Origin of the sequence: Actinoallomurus rhizosphaericola, assembly GCF_024055675.1 — a bacterium.
In the GTDB taxonomy this organism is placed as follows: domain Bacteria; phylum Actinomycetota; class Actinomycetes; order Streptosporangiales; family Streptosporangiaceae; genus Actinoallomurus; species Actinoallomurus soli.
In genome coordinates, this window is sequence record NZ_JAMXMW010000001.1 from 609566 (window position 1) to 626189 (window position 16624).

Sequence of the window (16624 nt, forward strand, 5' to 3'; positions counted from 1 at the left end):
GTCGTCACGCCGTGACGGCCGCCCTGTCCCGGCCCAGGTGGTGTCCGCGCAGATCGGTCACCGTTCCCGGGCGGGACTCCTCCGCGACGTTCTCCTCGACGACGACCTCGATGGCGACCGGCGTGATCGCGACGAGGGCCTGGTGGATGCGCGACCGCCACATCGGGTTCTTCACGAGCGTCGCGCGGTTGAACGTGATGTGCAGCGCGGCGGCGTCGAGCGTGCCCGCGCGGGAGACCCGCAGGTCCCAGCGGGCGATGCCGTCGATCCGGGCCAGGGCCGCGGCCACCCGCGGGATGGAGAGCCACCGCCCCCGCACGAGGAGGTGCTCGCCCACGGTGTGGTCCGGCGCGGGGATCCCCGCGTCCCCGGTCAGGCGCACGACCTGCCCGGTGCGCAGCGTCGCGCCGCCCAGCGTCGAGTGCCAGGCGGGCGTGACCACGATCTCCGCCGTTCCGGCCTCGTACGGCGGTTCGAGCAGCACGTCCTTGCCGACCGGCGCCACGCCCAGCAGCCCGTCGCGGGCCGGCGTGTACACGGCGTCGCGCGCGGAGCGGTGCGCCGTCGGCAGGCCGAAGAACGGGTCGACGTACAGCTCGCCGACCTCGGCCTCGAACTCGGACGCCAGCTGCGTGTACGTGCCCGGCGACGGGATCTCCCCGGCGAGCAGGATCCGGCGCAGGCCGAGGTCGAGCGGGTCGAGGAGGAACTCCAGGTGCAGCCGGGCGAGCAGGTCCATCGCGCCCGTGGGCGTCGCGATCAGCGTGGTCGCCCGTACCGCCTCCAGTGCGTGGTGCAGGCGGAGACGACCGCGCGGCCCGGGCGCGGCGGCGGCCCGGGCGACCTCGGCGCACGCCTGGGCGATCAGGGCGCCGGTCGCCTCGCCGTCGTTGTTCAGCGCGACCACCACCCGGTCGGCCGGGCCGACACCGGCGGCGCGGAGCGTCGTCGTCGCGAGGTCCAGGGCCGCCGCGCGGTCCCCGGCGGTCAGCGGCAGGACCACGTCGGCCTCGGGGGAGATCAGCAGCAAGCCCGTCGCGTCACGGGCGGCCGGGAGGGCGTCGCGGGCGGTCCAGTTCATGTCCCGGGTCACCCCATCACCTCCTCCATGAACAGCCGCATCGACGCGGTCACGTGTTCGCCGGCCAGGCCGCCGACCTGGGCCTGGAGGATCAGGTCGGTGGCTCCGGCGGCCTGGATGCGCTCGACGGCCTTGCGGGAGCCCTCGACGTCGTCCACGACCACCATGTGGTGCTCGCGGAGGGTCTCCATGGCCTCCTCGGGCGGCAGGCCGGCGGCGAGCTGGCCGAGCACCCGGTGGGTGGCGTGCCGGGCGTCGTAGTAGTCGGGGGGAGTGACGAGGTTCACCTGGCGCCGGATGTACCAGAGGATGGCGTCGGCGGCCGTCGAGACGGCCTCGTCCTTCGACGGCGCGACGTGCCAGGGGATCATCAGCGCGATGCGCCGGGTCTCCGGGTCGAATCCGCTGCTCGCCAGGCACCTCTTGTACTCGGCGATGTCCTCGGCGACGTCGTCGAGGCCCTTGAGCATCGTCATGCCGAGCAGGTTGTAGCCCTTGCGGGCCGCGGCGAGGTAGCCGTCCAGGGAGGTCGAGGCGACCCAGACCGGCGGGTGGGGCTCCTGCGCCGGGCGCGGGTAGACCGCGACGTCCGGCACCTCGAAGAACTCGTTCGACCTGGTCACCGGCTCGCCGTCGGCGGTCCAGATGGCCAGCACCGCCTCCAGGGTGTCCTCCCAGATCCGCCGGGACTGCTCGAAGGGCCGCTGGAAGGCCTGGTACTCCAGCGGGGACGCCCCGCGTCCGGTGCCGAACTCCACCCGCCCGCCGCTGAGGACGTCGAGGGTGGCGACCCGCTCGGCGGTGCGCACGGGGTGCTGGAACGGCAGCAGGACGACGCCCAGACCCAGGTGGATCCGCTCGGTCCGCTGTGAGCAGGCCGCCAGGACGAGGTCGGGCGCGGAGGAGTGCGAGAACCCGCGCGTGAAGTGGTGCTCCACGAACCACGCCGTGTCGTAGCCGAGGCGGTCGGCCAGGACGACCTGGTCGATCACGTTCGTGAAGGCCCGCCGCTCGACCTCGCGGGTGCGCCCCCGCACCTCGAGCTCGTAACCCACGCTGACCCGTAGGGACATCACGCCTCCGGCGGTGTGCTCCGAATGACCAAGCGCTCGCTTGGGAAGCGTAGCAGCGAGATCGCACGGCAACAAGGCGTGTGCGGCCGAAGGGACGGGCTCCCAGGACCGGAAGCCCCGGTCCGGGGGCGCTCGGCCGGAGGCCCGGCGGTACGGATCAGGCGGACTCGGCGGAATCGGGCGCCGGGGCGGGGGCCGCCGCGCCGACCGGCATCAGCGCGGCCGGCGGCGACGTCTCCACGTCGCCGAGCGCCCCCCACGCGCGCGTCCGCGGCGGGTCCTCGTCACCGAGCCTGATCGCCAGCCACGCGAGCCAGCCGGCGCCGATGACGCCCCAGAAGGACGCGAGCCGGTAGAGCGCCACGGCCGCCCCCGCCGGGACGGCCTGCGCGCCGAACGCGACCAGCGACGCGGTCAGGCTCGCCTCGATCGCGCCGAGCCCGCCCGGCAGCAGGGGGACGACGCTGCCGGCGGCCTGGGCGGCGTAGTAGGCGAGCGCGACGGCGTACAGCGGCGTGTGCACGCCCACCGCCCGCTCGGCGGCCGCCAGGGAGAGGATGTCGAAGGACCAGTTCAGAACGGCCATCAGGCCGAGGACGCCCCAGTCGGGCGCGCTCAGGCGCAGCGCGCCCCGGCCCTGCCACATCTCGGTGAGCGGGGCCGCGAGCCGGTGCCGCAGCAGCGGGCCGAACACGCGCAGCGCCAGGCGGTTCATCGCGTCCCGCCGCCATCTCCACAGCAGGGCGACCGCGCACAGGCCGCCCGCCAGGGCCGCCAGGCCGGTGATCGCCGTGGACCGGGAGTGCGGCTCGGCCACCAGGGCGGTCAGGCCCACGACGGCGTACCCGAGGTTCATCACCACGCCGCCCACGACGATCACGGCCGTCGCCAGCCGCGGCGTCGCCCCGGCACGGCGGAACCGGCGGAACGTGAACGCCACGCTGACCGCCGGGCCGACCGGGAGGGTGGTCGACAGCGCGTTGCCCGCATAGGTGATCTGCAGCGCCCGGGACAGCGGCAGCCGGACCCCGCCCGCCCGCAGCAGCCACCGCTGCACCCGCGTGAACATCGACATCGACGCCAGCTGCGTGAGGACCATGACGACCAGCCATCCGGGCGCCGCGTCCGTCGCCACGTCCCACAGCGCGCCGGCGTCGGGCAGCTGATCGCGGAACGCCCACACCGAGACGCCGATCGCCCCGAGCATCGCCGCGCGCCCGGCCCGGCGCAGCCATCGACGGCGCGCCGGCGGGCGCGGCCCGGGCGAGGGGTCGCCGGGCCTCGGGGGGATATCGCTCACAGGGGGGCACCTCACGGGGGGATCTATGGAGCCAACGAGCCGCGCGCGGGCCGGCATTCCCCGACGTGGGCTCCGCGGGGGAGCGGAAGTGTCTCAGGTCACCGGCGGGCGGCCCGCGGCATGATCTCGTCGAGGTGCCGGCGCAGCGCGGCCCGCAGACTCTCCGCGTCGAGACGCCCGGGCTGCAGGACGGAGTGCAGCGCGAGCCCGTCGACCAGCGCGTACAGGCGTTCGGTCTCGGTGTCCACGTCGATGCCGTTCCGCAGGACGCCGGTCCGCTCCGCCGCCGCGAGCACCTTGTGGACGAGCTCGCGGGTCTGGTCGTACAGCCGCTCGGCGTACGGCCGCAGTTCCTCGCGGGTGCGGGCGCTCACGGTGAAGGCCAGCCATACCTCGGTCTCCTCGCGCCGCTCCGCGTCGAGGGGCAGCAGCTCGGCGAGCGCCGCCTCGAAGGCGGCGACATGCCGGTCGGCGGAGGCGTCGGGGCCGGGTCTGTCGCGCACATGCTCCAGCAGGCGCGCGCCGACGCGATCCACGAAGTGCCGCATCGCGAAGATCATGATGTCGGTCTGGCCCTCGGAGTAGTGCCGTACCGAGCCGACGGCCAGGCCGGCCTCGGCGGCGACGTTGCGCAGGGACGCGTGCTCCAGCCCGTCCCGGCGGGTGACGCGGAACACGGCCTCGGCCACCTCGTGGCGGCGAGCCTCTGGATCGACCTTCTTCGGCATGACGGCCGTCAGGCCGGGCCGCCTCCGGGCCGGCGGAGCGCGGGTGGCGGCGCCCGCCGCGCGGCGGCCCGCGCCCTCCTGGGATACCTCGAAGACCGTCCGGCGCGGGACGGGAAGGACCGGTGAGCCGGGGCGTGCCGATCCTGTCATCCGGGGGCACCCGGGCCGTCGCGGAGGGAGTCGGAGACCGGGTCCTCCACGAGCTCGCGATGGACTACCTGATCAAAGGCGCGATCGTCATCGTCGCCCTGGTCGTCCTCTGCCTCGTGCTGGTGATCGTCTACCGGAGGGTCGGCAGGTGGTCACAGCGCCAGCGCGGCGGCGAGCCGGGCGCGGTGCGCCTCGGGCGGGCCGAAGAGCCGGGCGGACGCGGTCGCCCGCTTGAGGTGCAGGTGGGCGTCGTGCTCCCAGGTGACGCCGATGCCGCCCAGGATCTGGATCGTCTCGCCCGCCGCGTGCAGGTACGCCTCGGCACAGTACGACCCGGCGAGCGCGGCGTACACCGGAAGGCGCTCCGGCTCCCGGTCGGCGACCCGCGCCGCCTCGTACGCGGCGGACCGGGCCGACTCGACCCGCAGGAGCATGTCCGCGAGCTTGTGCTTGATCGCCTGGAAGGCGCCGATCGGCCGGCCGAACTGGACCCGGGTCCGCGCGTGCTCGACGGCCGTCTCCAGGCAGCGCTGGGCGCCGCCGACCTGCTCGGCGGCGAGCGCGGTCAGTGCGAGGTCGCGCACCCGGCTCAGGTCGCCGTCGATCCGCTCGGCCGGGGTGCCGTCGAACCGCAGGCGCGCCAGCCGCCGCGTCTGGTCGAGCGTGACGTGCGGAGCCCGCGTGACATCGGCGTTTCGCACCGCGTAGGTCCGGCCGGCCACCGCGCAGACGATGACATCGGCGAGGTGCCCGTCGAGGACGTACGGGGCGGTGCCGGTCAGGTGGTCTCCCTCCGCCGTCAGATCCCCGTCCAGGACGACGGCCGCGATCAGGGAGCCGTCGGCGATTCCGGCGAGCAGGCGGCCGTCCCGCACGGCGTACGCGGCGAGCACCGCGGTGGCGAGGTAGGGGGCGGGGGTCAGCGCCCGGCCCAGCTCCTCGCAGACGACGGCGAGCTCGGCGAGCCCGCGGCCTGCTCCGCCGTGCTCCTCGGGGACCGCCAGGCCAGTGAGCCCGAGCTCCCCCGAGAGCCGTCGCCACAGCGCCGCGTCGTGCGCGGCCGGGTCGGTCATGAGCCGCCGTACGGCAGGGGGCGGGCAGGCCTCGCCGAGGAAGGCGCGGACGACCGCCCGCAGGTCATCGAGTTCATCGCTCACGAAGCGATGATAACCAAACGCTTGCTCGGGAATCGTCGGTGATCCCGCTCGCGCCACTCCGCCGTCGCGGGAACCACCCCTCTTCCCTGGCGCCTGCGGCGTCTTCACCGCCAGGGTGGTCACGCCGCCGTCGTCCTTGCCGGGTGGTGACCGGTTCGCCGGTCCTGCCAGGGCAACGCCGACGCCGATGTGGCCGGGTGACCCGGCCGGAGGGCGCCTGGGACGTCGATGTGGCCGGGTGAACGGCGGGGCGCCGATCCAGGCCGGTGCCGGTCAGTAGCCGCGGGTGCGGCGGGCGGCCGGGCGGGCGCCGCGACCGGAGACGCCCAGTCCCACGCGCTGGAACGCGCGCACGAACTCCCCGCCCAGGTTGACGCCCGCCCCCAGGGCCAGCGCCACGGAGATCCCGCCGATCAGGCTCAGCACGCCGTCCTGGGGCAGCCCGAGGTTCAGCTCGATCATCCCGCGGTACAGCGCCGTGCCCGGCAGCAGCGGCGCGATCGCGGGCACGATGTACGGGAGCGCGGGTTCGTGCCGGCGGCGGGCCAGGAGGTTCCCGAGGAGTCCCACGATCACCGCGCCGATCGCCGAGGCGAGCACCGGCGTCACGCCGGCGCCGCGCGCGAGGACGTACACCACCCAGATCAGCGCGCCGCCCAGCGCGGCGGCGGCGAGCGCGCGGCGCGGTACGGCGAGGGACAGCGCGAACGTCAGCGACACGGCCGCCGCGGCGATGACCGTGACCGGCAGCAGGGACGCGGGCGCGGCGGGCAGGTCGCCCACGTCGACCGGGACCCCCAGGCGCACGGCGGCGTACACGACCACGCCGAGACCCGAGACGATCGCCGCGACGATGAAGAAGACCTCGAGCAGCCGGGCGCCCGCGCTGATGAGGTCGCCGGTGATGCCGTCCTGGATGCTGGCGACGAGCGGCCGCCCCGGCAGCAGCGCCAGGACGGCGCCGGTCACGATCGCCGAGGCGTGGGCCGGGGCGCCGACCGCGATCACCAGCGACGCGCTCGCCGCGCCGATGCCGGCGGCCACCGTGAACTGGAAGAACTCCGCGATGCCGCGACGCGCCAGGGCTGCGGCCACACGGTCGCCGAGGATCGTCGCCACGAAGGCCGTGCCCGCCCCGAGCGGCCCGCCGCCGACCATGACGTTGGCGGACGCGGCGATCAGCCCCAGACCCACGATCATCAGCCACGGCGGGTACGGCGGCGGCATCCGCTTGATCTCCGCGAGCCGGCGGTGCGCCTCCTCCACGTCGAGCATGCCCAGGGACGCCTCCTGGATCAGCGCGTGCAGGGCGACCAGCCGCCAGTAGGCGGGGAAGCGGCGCCGGATCGCGCGCCCGCCGGTCACCGGCATCGCTCCGTGGCCGGGGTGGACGTTCACCGTGATCACGGTGAACGTCACCGCGACGTCCGGGCGTGGCAGTTCGTACGCGACCGCGAGGCTCAGCATCGACTCGTTCACGCGCTCGGTGGCCTCACCGCTGGCCAGCAGCAGTTCGCCGACGCGCAGGACGAGGTCGATGGCGCGGGGGGAGACGGAGTCGCCGGGCTCCTCTTCGAGCGGTTCGACGGGAATCTCGCCCATCAGCGTCCGCCACGTCTCTCGCAGTCGATTGCCCGAAACGCCCATGTGTCAGCCCATAATCCCCATTACCGATTGTCCGGAGCAGGTTATCCGCACGCGCGGAAGGGTCCGCACGCGCCGAACGGGCGGTCGGCCCCCTCCCGCCGGCGGAGACCGTCCAGCCCGCCGCGGCAGCCCGGCCTTGCGGACCGGCGTGGCGGCTCGGCGACAGTCCGGCCCTCGTTGTGGGGGCCCGGCCTGGCGGCAGCCCTGCGGCCCGGCGCGGCGGCCGGCCTCCGCGGCTCGGCGAAGCCCGGTGAACCGACCCGGTGACCTGGCCTTGCGGCTCGGCGAGAGACCGGCGCTCGACGCGGTGGCCCGGCCTGGCGGCAGCCCTGCGGCCCGGTGCGGCGGCCGGCCTCGCGGCTCGGCGAAGCCTGGTGACTCGATCCCTTGACCTGGCCTTGCGGCTCGGCTCGCGGTCAGCCCTCGGGCTTGGGAGCCAGGGCGCCGGCCGGGAGACCCGGGAACGCCTCCGGCGGCGGTGCGCCCCGCCAGCGGACCGCGCGCACCGCGGCCTCCTGCATCGCCTGGGCGGCGTAGCGGCGGAGGTTCGCATCGCTCGCGCCCGCGAGCACCGCGTAGCCCGCGATCACGCCGTCCTCCAGCGTCGCGGCGAGCCGCGCGGCACTGCTCGCCGAGGTGACCTTGAACGGCAGCCGGTAGGCGGCGGCCGCGGCCACCGGGCTCGCGCCGGCCGCCTGGATGTAGCCGCGCAGCCGGTCGCGCCGGCTGCGGTGGGCGTTCCAGATCAGCTTGGCGTTCTGCTGCTGCGCCGGCGCGACGTGACCGCCGAGGACGCCGTACCCGAAGACCGCGACGTGCTCGGCGGCCAGTGCCGCCTGCAGCGCGGCGACCGTCTCCTGTGCGGCCATCAGGCGCCTCCGGCGAGGGACTGGGCGTGGCCGGCCTCGCAGGCGCCGATGCAGGCGAGCAGCTGGGCGAGGCCCGGATCGGCCCGTACGGCGTCTCCGGCGCGGGCGCTCGCGGCCTTGCGCTCGGCCGACCGCAGGGCCGCCAGGGCCCGTGACTCGCTCTCCGGCGCCGTCACGGCCGGCCTGGGTGCGGGCGTCGCCGTGCCGGTGTTCGTGCCGGGGACGTAGTGTCGCTGCAGGACCGCCAGGTGCTGAGTGTGGTGATCGTGCAGCGGTTTCAGCCGGTCGGCCAGCGACCGGTGCGCGCGCAGCACCGCCTCGTACAGGGCGATGAGCGCCGCCTCGTTCTGAATCGCGGCGGTGAGCACGGACACATCGGGGCCGGGCGGCGGTGCCTGCGCCTGGCCCACCGTGGTGCATCCGGTGATCGTGGCCAGCACCGCGGCGGAGCCGCCGAGCATCGCCGCGCGTCGCGTGGGAGCCGGGAACCGCAGCGCGTCCACGCGTGCCTCCGTTCGTGATCTCTTGCACTCCGCTGCGCAAGCATTCCACAAGCGTGTACCCGCCTGCTGGCGATGCGGGCACCTGGGCCCCTCGGCTGTGGATAGTCTTGGGTGCGGAGTGGGCGCATCGGGCGGCCACCGTCCCATCAGGCATGAAGGAGGCCCACATGAGCGTGGACGGCCGCCGTGGCAGCGCTCAGGCGGGCCGGCGCGGGTCCGGGCACGAGGCGCGGGCCGCGTTGATGCGACTGCTCGAACCGGTGGTGGCAGCTGCCGGGTTCGACCTCGAGGACGTCATCGTGACCCCCGCCGGAAAGCGCCGGCAGGTGCGGGTCATCGTCGACGCCGACGGCGGGGTCAGCCTCGACGACGTCGCGGACGTCAGCCAGGAGATCTCGCGCAGTCTCGACGACAGCGACGCGATGGGCTCCGCGCCCTACGTCCTGGAGGTGACCTCGCCGGGCGTCGACCGGCCGCTCACCCAGCCACGGCACTGGCGTCGCGCGGCCGGCCGTCTCGTCCGCGCGACGCTCTCCGAGGGCGGAGAGATCACGGGCCGGGTCATGAGCGCCGACGACACGGCCGTCGTACTGGACAGTGACGGCCGCGAGCGCCGGTTGGGCTACGACGAGCTCACGCGCGGACTGGTCCAGGTGGAGTTCAACCGCCGGGGCGACGACGCCGCCGCCGGCGACGAGGACTAGGGGGAGGCCTCGTGGACATCGACATGACCGCCCTGCGGAGTCTCGAGAGTGAAAAGGACATCTCTCTCGACCTCGTGGTCAAGGCGATAGAGGAAGCGCTGCTGATCGCGTACCACCGGACCGAGGGCGCCGCGCCGAAGGCGCGCGTCGAGCTGGACCGGAAGACCGGTCACGTGACCGTCTGGGCTACGGAGACCGACGAGGAGGGCGTGGGCGTCCGGGAGTACGACGACACGCCGACCAATTTCAGCCGGATCGCGGCGACCACCGCGAAGCAGGTCATCCTGCAGCACCTGCGCAACGCCGAGGACGAGCTGACGTTCGGCGAGTACGCCGGGCGCGAGGGCGACATCGTGGCGGGCGTGATCCAGCAGGGCAAGGACCCGCGCAACGTCCTCGTGGATCTCGGCAAGCTCGAGGGCGTGCTGCCGCCGGAGGAGCAGGTCCCCGGTGAGAACTACGACCACGGCGAGCGGATCCGCTCCTACGTCGTGCAGGTCAAGAAGGGTCACCGCGGGCCGCTGGTCAAGCTGTCCCGTACCCACCCGAACCTCGTGAAGAAGCTCTTCGCGCTCGAGGTTCCGGAGATCGCCGACGGCACCGTGGAGATCGCGGCGATCGCACGGGAGGCCGGCCACCGGACGAAGATCGCCGTACGGTCCCGGAAAGCCGGGGTGAACGCCAAGGGCGCCTGCATCGGGCCGATGGGCAGTCGGGTGCGGAACGTCATGCACGAGCTGCACGGCGAAAAGATCGACATCGTCGACTGGTCGGACGATCCCGCCGAGTTCGTCGGGAATGCCCTGTCCCCGGCGCGGGTTAACCATGTCGAGGTCGTTGACGGTGAGGGGCGGGTGGCCCGGGTCGTGGTACCCGACTACCAGTTGTCCCTCGCGATCGGCAAAGAGGGGCAGAACGCCCGTCTCGCCGCGCGGCTCACCGGCTGGCGGATCGACATCCGTCCCGACACCGAGTCGGGATCTTCCACCGAAGGGGAGCATGCGGCAGGTCCCGCCGACGCCTCGACGCGGTAGACTGATTAATCGTGGCCGAACGGCCCCACAGCGCACGTGTGTGGGCTGCCGGGTTCGCACGGCCAAGTCCGACCTGCTGCGCCTGGTCGTGATCGAGGGCTCCATCGTCCTCGATCCGCACGGGCGACTGCCGGGAAGGGGCGCCTCCCTGCACCCCGACCTGGCATGTCTCGAGCTGGCTGAGCGTCGTCGGGCGTTCTCGCGGGCATTCCGCCTGTCGGGGCCGCTCGACATCAGTGCGCTCCGGCAGTGGTTCGAGGCAGAGCAGGACGGTTCGTAAGCGACGTCTAGTCGGAAGCAGGTCGAGATTGCTATGAGCGCTCGATGAGCACGCAGCGATGATTACCGCAAGGTAGCGACGGTCCGAGGACGTTTCCCCGGGCCGAGTAGGGAGTGCAGTGGCAAAGGTCCGGGTGTACGAGCTCGCCAAGGAGTTCGGTGTCGAGAGCAAGGCCGTCATGGCCAAGCTCAACGAGATGGGCGAGTTCGTCCGTTCGGCGTCCTCGACGATCGAGGCGCCGGTAGTACGCAGACTTAAAGAAGCCTTCGGCGGTGGGCCGGCCAAGCCGTCCGCCGACAGGAGAGGATCGGCCCCGGTTCCGAAGCCGGGTCCGAGGAGGCCCGTTCCGGGCCCGAAGCCGGCGGCCGCGCCCCGGCAGGAACAACCGCAGCAACCGCAGCCGCAACCGCAGCAGCAGCCCCGGCCGGATCTGCGGCCCGAGTTCAAGCCCGAGGCGGCGCGCTCCGAGGCGCCGTCCGCGCCCCAGGCTCCGAAGCCGGGTCCCCGTCAGCCCGCGCCGCGTCCCGCGGCGCCCCGTCCCGGCCCCGCCCAGCAGGGCGGCGGCGGTGCCGGTGCCCCCGGGCCCAAGCCCGGTCCCCGTCCGGGGCCCGCGGCGGGCCGTCCCGGCCCCGGGCCGAAGCCGGGCCCGCGTCCCGGCGCCGGTGCCCCCGGTGGTGCGGGCGGTCCCGGTGGGTCGCGTCCGGCCGCTCCGGGCCCGCGTCCCGGTGGCGGGCGTCCGCGTCCGGGTAACAACCCGTTCTCTTCCACCAACACCGGCATGGGCTCGGCCAAGCCGGGTCCGCGTCCGGGTCCTCCCGGTCAGCGCGGCGATCGTCCCGCGGGTCCGCGCGGCGACCGTCCGGGCGGACCGCGTGGTGACCGTCCCGGCGCTCCTCGCGGTGACCGTCCGGCGGGCGCACCGCCGCGTCCGGCGCCGCCCGGCGGCCGTCCCGGCGCTCCGGGTGCCGGTGGTCCCCGTCCGAACCCGGGCAGCATGCCGCCTCGGCCCGGAGGCCCGCGGCCCAGCCCGATGAACATGCCGTCCCGTCCGCAGCGTGACGCCGGTGGCCCCGGCGGTCCGGGTGGTCGCGGTCGTCCCGGTGGTGGCGGCGGTGGCCGTCCCGGCGGTGGCGGCGGTGGCGGTCGTCCCGGTGGCGGCGGTCGTCCCGGTGGTGGCGGCGGCTTCGGCCGTCCGGCCGGTGCCGGCGGCGGTGCCGGTCGTCCCGGTGGTGGCGGAGGCTTCGGCGGCCCGCGCCCCGGTGGCGGCGGCCGTGGCCGTGGTGGCACGCAGGGCGCGTTCGGCCGTCCGGGTGGGCGTCCCGCGCGGGGTCGCAAGTCCAAGAAGCAGCGGCGTCAAGAGTTCGACAACATGCAGGCGCCGGCGATCGGCGGCGTGCGTGTTCCCCGTGGCAACGGCAAGACCATCCGGCTGCCGCAGGGCGCCTCGCTGACCGACTTCGCCGAGAAGATCGGCGCCAACCCGGCGTCGCTCGTCGAGGTGATGCTGCACCTCGGTGAGATGGTGACGGCGACGCAGTCGGTCAACGAGGAGACGCTGCAGGTCCTCGGCACCGAGCTGGACTACGACGTCCAGGTCGTCAGCCCCGAGGACGAGGACCGCGAGCTGCTCGAGTCCTTCGACATCGAGTTCGGCGAGGACGAGGGCGGCGAGGAGCATCTCGTCTCCCGTCCGCCGGTGGTCACCGTCATGGGCCACGTCGACCACGGTAAGACGAAGCTGCTCGACGCGATCCGCAACGCCAACGTGGTGGCCGGCGAGGCCGGCGGCATCACCCAGCACATCGGCGCCTACCAGGTCGCGACCGAGGTCGACGGCCAGGAGCGCAAGATCACCTTCATCGACACCCCGGGTCACGAGGCGTTCACCGCCATGCGTGCCCGTGGTGCCGAGACGACCGACCTGGTCGTCCTGGTGGTCGCCGCCGACGACGGTGTGAAGCCGCAGACCACCGAGGCCATCGACCACGCCAACGCGGCCGGTGTGCCGATCGTCGTCGCGGTCAACAAGGTGGACAAGGAGGGGGCGGACCCGCAGCGGGTGCGCGCCCAGCTCACCGAGTACGGCCTCGTCGCCGAGGAGTTCGGTGGCCAGACGCAGTTCGTCGACATCTCGGCGAAGCAGCGGCTGGGCATCGAGGACCTGCTCGAGGCGATCGTGCTGACCGCCGACGCCGAGCTCGACCTGCGGGCCAACCCGGAGCAGGACGCGCAGGGTGTCGCGATCGAGGCGCACCTCGACAAGGGCCGCGGTTCCGTGGCGACCGTGCTGGTTCAGCGCGGCACGCTCCGGGTCGGCGACTCGATCGTCTGTGGCGAGGCCTTCGGCCGCGTCCGGGCGATGCTCGACGAGAACGGCAACAACGTCGAGGAGGCGCTGCCGTCCCGTCCGGTCCTGGTGCTGGGCCTGTCGGCCACGCCGGGCGCCGGCGACAACTTCATCGTCGTCGACGACGACCGGATGGCCCGGCAGATCGCCGACCGCCGTCAGGCCCGCAAGCGCAACGCCGAGCTGCTCCGCAGCCGCGGCCGTCGCACGCTCGAGGAGCTGTTCAAGGACCTCGAGAAGGGCGAGGTGCAGGAGCTGCTCCTCGTCATCAAGGGCGACGTGTCCGGTTCGGTGGAGGCCCTGGAGGACGCGCTGCTCAAGATCGACGTCGGCGAAGAGGTCGGTCTGCGCGTCATCCGCCGCGGTGTCGGTGCGATCACCCAGGACGACGTGAACCTCGCGCTCACGTCCCAGGGCACGGTCATCATCGGCTTCAACGTCCGTCCCGAGCGCAACGCGCAGGAGCTGGCGGACCGCGAGGGCGTCGACATCCGCTACTACTCGGTCATCTACCAGGCGATCGAAGAGGTCGAGGCGGCCCTCAAGGGCATGCTCAAGCCCGAGTTCGAAGAGGTCCAGCTCGGCACGGCGGAGATCCGCGAGATCTTCAAGGTGCCGCGCATCGGCAACGTCGCGGGCTCGATGGTCCAGTCCGGCACGATCAACCGCAACAGCAAGGCGCGTCTGATCCGCGACGGCGTGGTGGTCGCCGACAACCTCACGGTGTCCTCGCTCCGCCGGTTCAAGGACGACGCGACCGAGGTCCGCGAGGGCTTCGAGTGCGGTATCGGGATCGGCTACGGCGACATCAAGCTCGGCGACATCATCGAGACCTTCGAGATGCGAGAGAAGCCGCGCGTCTGATCTCGATTCGAAGGCCCTGAGACGGCCGACCCGGTGTAGGTGGCGTGGGGGGTGGGCCCCCCCCCCCACCTCGCTGTCGGCCCGTTCCCCTAGAGTGGCTGAATGCGGACGACCGGAACGGATCGCGCGGGGTGACCGTTGTGTATGTGGGATCGCTGACTCTGGACCTGCTGCTCGGCGACGTACGCTCGCTGAAGCAGAAGCGTTCCGTCGTCCGCCCGATCGTCGCCGAGGTGCGACGGCGCTTCCCGGCGGTCGCGGCGGCCGAGACCGGCCACCTCGACCTCCACCGGCGGGCGGAGATCGGTGTCGCGGTCGTGTCCGCCACGGCGGGCAACTGCGTCGAGGTCCTCGAGGCCTGCGAGCGTCTCGTCGCCGGGCGGCCGGAGGTCGAGCTCCTGGCCGCCAGGCAGCGGCTCTTCAACGAAGAAGAGTCCTGACCGGCGTTCGCGAGGCATCGGTGAGCGCACGCCCGGCCGCCTGCGGCGGCCGAACGAACATGGAGGAACTGTGACCGACCCCGCGCGGGCTCGAAAGCTCGCCGATCGCATTCAGCAGATCGTCGCGGAGATGCTGGAGCGGCGGATCAAGGATCCGCGGCTCGGCTTCGTCACCGTGACGGACACCCGGCTGACCAACGACCTGCGGGACGCGACGGTCTACTACACGGTGTACGGCAGCGACGCCGAGCGCGCCGACAGCGCCGCGGCGCTGGAGAGCGCCAAGGGCGTCATCCGCTCGGAGGTGGGCAAGCGCACCGGCGTGCGGCACACGCCCAGCCTGACCTTCGTCCCGGACGCGCTGCCGGAGAACGCCCGGCAGATCGACGATCTGCTCGCCAAGGCGCGCGCCGCCGACGAGCGGGTCGCCAAGGTGGCCGAGAACGCCCGGCCCGCCGGTGACGCGAACCCCTACCGGGAGACGCCGGTTCCGAGGGATGTTGACGAAACCGACGGCGGCGGTGGCGACGACGCGGGATACTCCCGGTCGTGAACTCCGCGCCGGGTAAGGTCCCAGCCATCGCCGCCGACGAGTGGGCGAGGGCGGTCGACGCGATCCAGCGGACCGACGAGGTGTGCCTCGCCTGCCACGTCTCCCCGGACGGCGACGCGCTGGGGTCGATGCTGGCGTTCGCGCAGGCGCTGCGCACGCTGGGCAAGCCGTTTACGGCCTCGTTCGGCGACGCGTTCGTCGTGCCGCGGATCCTGCGGTTCCTGCCCGGCCTCGACCTGCTCACCGACCCGGCGGACTTCCCCGCCGAGCCGGACGTGATGATCACGTTCGACGCGGCCGGCAGCGACCGTCTCGGCACGCTCGCCGCCAACGCCGGCAAGGCCGGGGAGCTGATCGTCGTGGACCACCACGCGTCCAACACCCGGTTCGGCACCACGCACCTGGTCGACCCCGGCGCGGCGGCCACCGCCGTGCTGGCCGAGCGCCTCATCGACCTGCTGGGCGTGCCGCTCACGCACGACATCGCGCTCGGCCTGTACGTCGGGCTGGTCACCGACACCGGCTCGTTCAAGTACCGCTCCACGACGCCGGAGGTCCACGCCCTCGCGCAGCGGCTGCTGGCGACGGGCATCCGGCCCGAGCGGGTCGCCCGTGAGGTGTGGGACCGCGCCCCCTTCGGCTACCTGCCCGTCCTGGCCGCCGCGCTGGGCCGGGCCCGGCTGGAGCCGGACGTCGCGAACGGCCTCGGCATGGTCTGGACGACCGTGACCCGCGCCGACCGCGCCGCCCATGACCTCCCGTACGACCTGCTCGAAGGCGTCATCGACGTCGTCCGCCGGACCGACGAGGCGGAGGTCGCCGTCGTCTTCAAGGAGGACGACGAGGGCGCCTGGCAGGTGTCCACGCGGTCCAAGGGCCGCGTCGACGTCGGACTGGCCTGCGTGGCCCTCGGCGGCGGCGGTCACCCGACGGCCGCCGGATTCACCCTGCACGGCGACGTGGAGCCGGCCGTCGCCCGGCTGCGCGGGCTCCTGACCGAGATCGAGGTAGCCGCACGCCCATGAACGGACTTGTCATCGTCGACAAGCCGGCCGGCTGGACCTCCCACGACGTGGTGGGCAAGCTGCGCCGGCTGGCGGGCACCCGCCGCGTCGGACACGCCGGAACACTCGACCCCATGGCGACCGGCGTCCTGGTGATCGGAGTGGAGAAGGCCACCCGGCTGCTCGGGCACCTGGCGCTGACCGAGAAGACCTACGAGGCGGTCATCCGCCTCGGTCAGTCCACCAACACCGACGACGCCGAGGGCGAGCCCACCGCCGCCGTCTCCGCGGCGGAGGTGACCGAGGACGCCGTACGCAACGCCGTCGTCGACCTGACCGGGCCGATCGAGCAGATCCCCCCGCAGGTCAGCGCCATCAAGGTGAACGGCAAGCGGGCGTACAAGCGGGCGCGGGCCGGCGAGGAGGTCGAGCTCAAGGCGCGACCCGTCACCGTGTACGAGTTCGGGCTCGGCGAGTTCCGCCGCGAGGGCGACCTGCTCGACGTCACCGCGACGATCACCTGCTCCAGCGGCACCTACATCCGGGCGCTCGCCCGCGACCTGGGAACGGCCCTGGGCGTCGGCGGCCACCTGACCGCGCTGCGCCGCACCCGCGTCGGCCCGTACGACCTGTCGATGGCGCACACGGTGGAGCAGCTCACCGAGAAGCTCACCGTGCTGCCGATGGAGGAGGCCGTGGCCGCCGCGTTCCCCCGGATGAACGTCTCGGAGGACGACGCGCGCAAGGTCGCGCACGGCGGCGCGCTGGCAGCCATGGGGCTCGGCCAGGGCCCGATCGGGGTCTTCGCCCCCGACGGCACGCTGCTGGCCCTCGTCGAGGAGCACGGCCCGGTCGCCAAACCGCTCGCCGTCTTCGTCTCCTGAGCGGAC

16 protein-coding genes are annotated in these 16624 nt (G+C 73.5%); 8 read left to right on the plus strand and 8 right to left on the minus strand.

Translation table 11 applies throughout. The features are described from left to right. Window positions 1-4: 4 nt before the first annotated feature. The 8 genes from NE234_RS02910 to NE234_RS02945 all read right to left on the minus strand — a co-directional run bounded on the left by NE234_RS02910 (window position 5) and on the right by NE234_RS02945 (window position 8508). Window positions 5-1093, minus strand: coding sequence for a phenylacetate--CoA ligase family protein (locus NE234_RS02910; RefSeq protein ID WP_252776652.1), 1089 nt, complete (start codon window positions 1091-1093; stop codon window positions 5-7). Next, complete coding sequence (locus NE234_RS02915) at window positions 1090-2157, minus strand: LLM class flavin-dependent oxidoreductase (RefSeq protein ID WP_252776655.1); 1068 nt, start codon at window positions 2155-2157, stop codon at window positions 1090-1092. Before NE234_RS02915 ends, NE234_RS02910 begins: the two co-directional genes overlap by 4 nt. A gap of 154 nt (window positions 2158-2311) precedes the next feature. Continuing rightward, window positions 2312-3454 (minus strand): lysylphosphatidylglycerol synthase transmembrane domain-containing protein, encoded by a 1143-nt coding sequence (locus tag NE234_RS02920; protein WP_252776657.1) that lies wholly within the window; start codon window positions 3452-3454, stop codon window positions 2312-2314. A 98-nt stretch (window positions 3455-3552) separates the two neighbouring features. After that, complete coding sequence (locus NE234_RS02925) at window positions 3553-4332, minus strand: TetR/AcrR family transcriptional regulator (RefSeq protein ID WP_252776659.1); 780 nt, start codon at window positions 4330-4332, stop codon at window positions 3553-3555. Window positions 4333-4484: 152 nt separating this feature from the next. Further along, complete coding sequence (locus NE234_RS02930; protein ID WP_252776662.1) at window positions 4485-5489, minus strand: acyl-CoA dehydrogenase family protein; 1005 nt, start codon at window positions 5487-5489, stop codon at window positions 4485-4487. Window positions 5490-5762: 273 nt separating this feature from the next. Next, complete coding sequence (locus NE234_RS02935) at window positions 5763-7091, minus strand: threonine/serine exporter family protein (RefSeq protein WP_252776663.1); 1329 nt, start codon at window positions 7089-7091, stop codon at window positions 5763-5765. A 461-nt stretch (window positions 7092-7552) separates the two neighbouring features. Then, on the minus strand, window positions 7553-8005 hold the full coding sequence (locus NE234_RS02940) for a ferritin-like domain-containing protein (RefSeq protein WP_252776665.1): 453 nt from the start codon (window positions 8003-8005) through the stop codon (window positions 7553-7555). Next, window positions 8005-8508 (minus strand): hypothetical protein, encoded by a 504-nt coding sequence (locus tag NE234_RS02945; RefSeq protein ID WP_252776667.1) that lies wholly within the window; start codon window positions 8506-8508, stop codon window positions 8005-8007. The genes NE234_RS02940 and NE234_RS02945 overlap by 1 nt, the downstream gene beginning before the upstream one ends. Before the next feature lie 167 nt (window positions 8509-8675). Here NE234_RS02945 and rimP point away from each other — a divergent pair, with 167 nt between their 5' ends. The 8 genes from rimP (at window position 8676) to truB (ending at window position 16618) form a co-directional block, all read left to right on the plus strand. Beyond that, on the plus strand, window positions 8676-9212 hold the full coding sequence (rimP, locus tag NE234_RS02950) for a ribosome maturation factor RimP (protein ID WP_256528172.1): 537 nt from the start codon (window positions 8676-8678) through the stop codon (window positions 9210-9212). Between the two features lie 11 nt (window positions 9213-9223). Then, window positions 9224-10246 (plus strand): transcription termination factor NusA, encoded by a 1023-nt coding sequence (nusA, locus tag NE234_RS02955; RefSeq protein ID WP_252776669.1) that lies wholly within the window; start codon window positions 9224-9226, stop codon window positions 10244-10246. A gap of 40 nt (window positions 10247-10286) precedes the next feature. Further along, a complete protein-coding gene (locus NE234_RS02960; protein ID WP_252776671.1) occupies window positions 10287-10526 on the plus strand; it encodes a YlxR family protein in 240 nt (79 codons plus the stop codon). Between the two features lie 118 nt (window positions 10527-10644). After that, window positions 10645-13737 (plus strand): translation initiation factor IF-2, encoded by a 3093-nt coding sequence (gene infB / locus NE234_RS02965; RefSeq protein ID WP_252776673.1) that lies wholly within the window; start codon window positions 10645-10647, stop codon window positions 13735-13737. 140 nt (window positions 13738-13877) lie between these two features. After that, a complete protein-coding gene (locus NE234_RS02970; protein ID WP_252777414.1) occupies window positions 13878-14177 on the plus strand; it encodes a DUF503 domain-containing protein in 300 nt (99 codons plus the stop codon). 70 nt (window positions 14178-14247) lie between these two features. After that, window positions 14248-14730: a 30S ribosome-binding factor RbfA gene (rbfA, locus tag NE234_RS02975; protein WP_252776675.1), complete on the plus strand. Its 483-nt coding sequence runs from the start codon at window positions 14248-14250 to the stop codon at window positions 14728-14730. Continuing rightward, window positions 14727-15755 carry a DHH family phosphoesterase gene (locus tag NE234_RS02980; RefSeq protein ID WP_252776677.1) on the plus strand — a complete coding sequence of 343 codons (1029 nt, stop codon included), beginning with the start codon at window positions 14727-14729 and terminating at the stop codon, window positions 15753-15755. Before rbfA ends, NE234_RS02980 begins: the two co-directional genes overlap by 4 nt. Next, a complete protein-coding gene (truB, locus tag NE234_RS02985; RefSeq protein ID WP_252776678.1) occupies window positions 15752-16618 on the plus strand; it encodes a tRNA pseudouridine(55) synthase TruB in 867 nt (288 codons plus the stop codon). Before NE234_RS02980 ends, truB begins: the two co-directional genes overlap by 4 nt. Window positions 16619-16624 lie beyond the last annotated feature (6 nt).